The organism is Lacticaseibacillus baoqingensis (assembly GCF_003946165.1).
Lineage (GTDB): Bacteria > Bacillota > Bacilli > Lactobacillales > Lactobacillaceae > Lacticaseibacillus > Lacticaseibacillus baoqingensis.
Genome location: NZ_RHOI01000080.1, coordinates 1 through 1,240, shown reverse-complemented (window position 1 = coordinate 1,240; position 1,240 = coordinate 1). Strand labels below are relative to the sequence as shown.

The following is a 1,240-nucleotide window of genomic DNA, read 5'->3' as shown; positions in this document are numbered from 1 at the left end:
CTTGCCACGTGGAATGAGCTGTATGACGCGTCAGTCGTTTTGGCAGATAAGACGGTGCGACCGAACGAACGTCAAGTCCGCAATGAGTTAGTAAACAACAAAGCAGACTGGCAATACAGTCGTTCAGCGCGGATCTTGCAATTAGCAGTGCATGATTTAGCCCAGGCTTGGGCGAATTTCTTTAACCCTGAGATGCCAGAACATCGCAAGCCGCGGTTCAAGTCGAAAAAGCGCAGTCGCTACGGATTCAAGACCGACAGAGCAATGGTCGTTAATGGTAAGCTGCGGTTGGACAAACCGCATGGCTATCGTGATCGATGGTACGACATCCGCTTGTCTGAGAAACCACGCTGGCCAGGGACTATTAAACTCGCTGCCATTGTCAATGAAGCGGATGGCTATTATGTTTGCCTAAGTATCGATGTCAGTCAGCCTGAGCCGTTACCGGCAAGCCAACACGTATGTGGCGTTGATGCCAACATTGGCAAATTCGTCTATAACGATGGTGAGGCAATGGCTTCAGTCCGCGTATTGACCGAGCAATTGGTCAGTTTGTATCACCGCGTGTCCTTGTACCAGCGGCGGCTCGCCCGCAAACGTCTAGCGAATCCTAAGCACTTTCGTTCTAACAACTACCGCGCAACGAAAACCAAGTTGCAGCGGACCTATCAGAAAGTGACACGAATTCAAAACGACCTCTTGCAGAAATTTACGACGATGTTGGTGAAAACCAACGGCATGCTTGCCATCGAGGACTTGGACGTTAAGCACATGAAGATGAACCAGCGACTGGCGAAGAATTTACATCGCTCGTTATTTGGACGTTTCAGGATGCTGATGAAGGACAAGGCGCAATGGTATGGCCGTCAGCTGATTATAGTTGATCGGTTCTACCCTAGCACACAGCGATGCAGTCGGTGTAGGTTAGTGAAAACCGGAGACGATAAACTGACCTTAGCCGGTAACGCCTTTCACGGCACAAAACATCACGAGTTTCATTGTTACGGCTGTGGTGCTCAACTTGAGCGTGACGAGAATGCCGTACAGAATTTGATTCAATACGCTCAAGGGCAGGCTATGCCCTAAAGGTTCAAGAGCCAGTCAATGTTGCAAGGTGACTACCGACGTAAGCATACTGGTGTTAACGGGACCAAATAAAATAATGAATGTACAACTATGAAAGGAAAAATATAATCCTTTACTAGTGTCATTAGACATTCTTCCACATTTTATATAGCAG

At 48.0% G+C, this 1,240-nt stretch carries 1 protein-coding gene; it reads left to right on the top strand.

The annotated features are described in order from the left end of the window. Positions 1 to 1,086: RNA-guided endonuclease InsQ/TnpB family protein (locus tag EKM91_RS13735; protein WP_164508614.1), on the top strand; the 1,086-nt coding region annotated here is incomplete at its 5' end. Positions 1,087 to 1,240 lie beyond the last annotated feature (154 nt).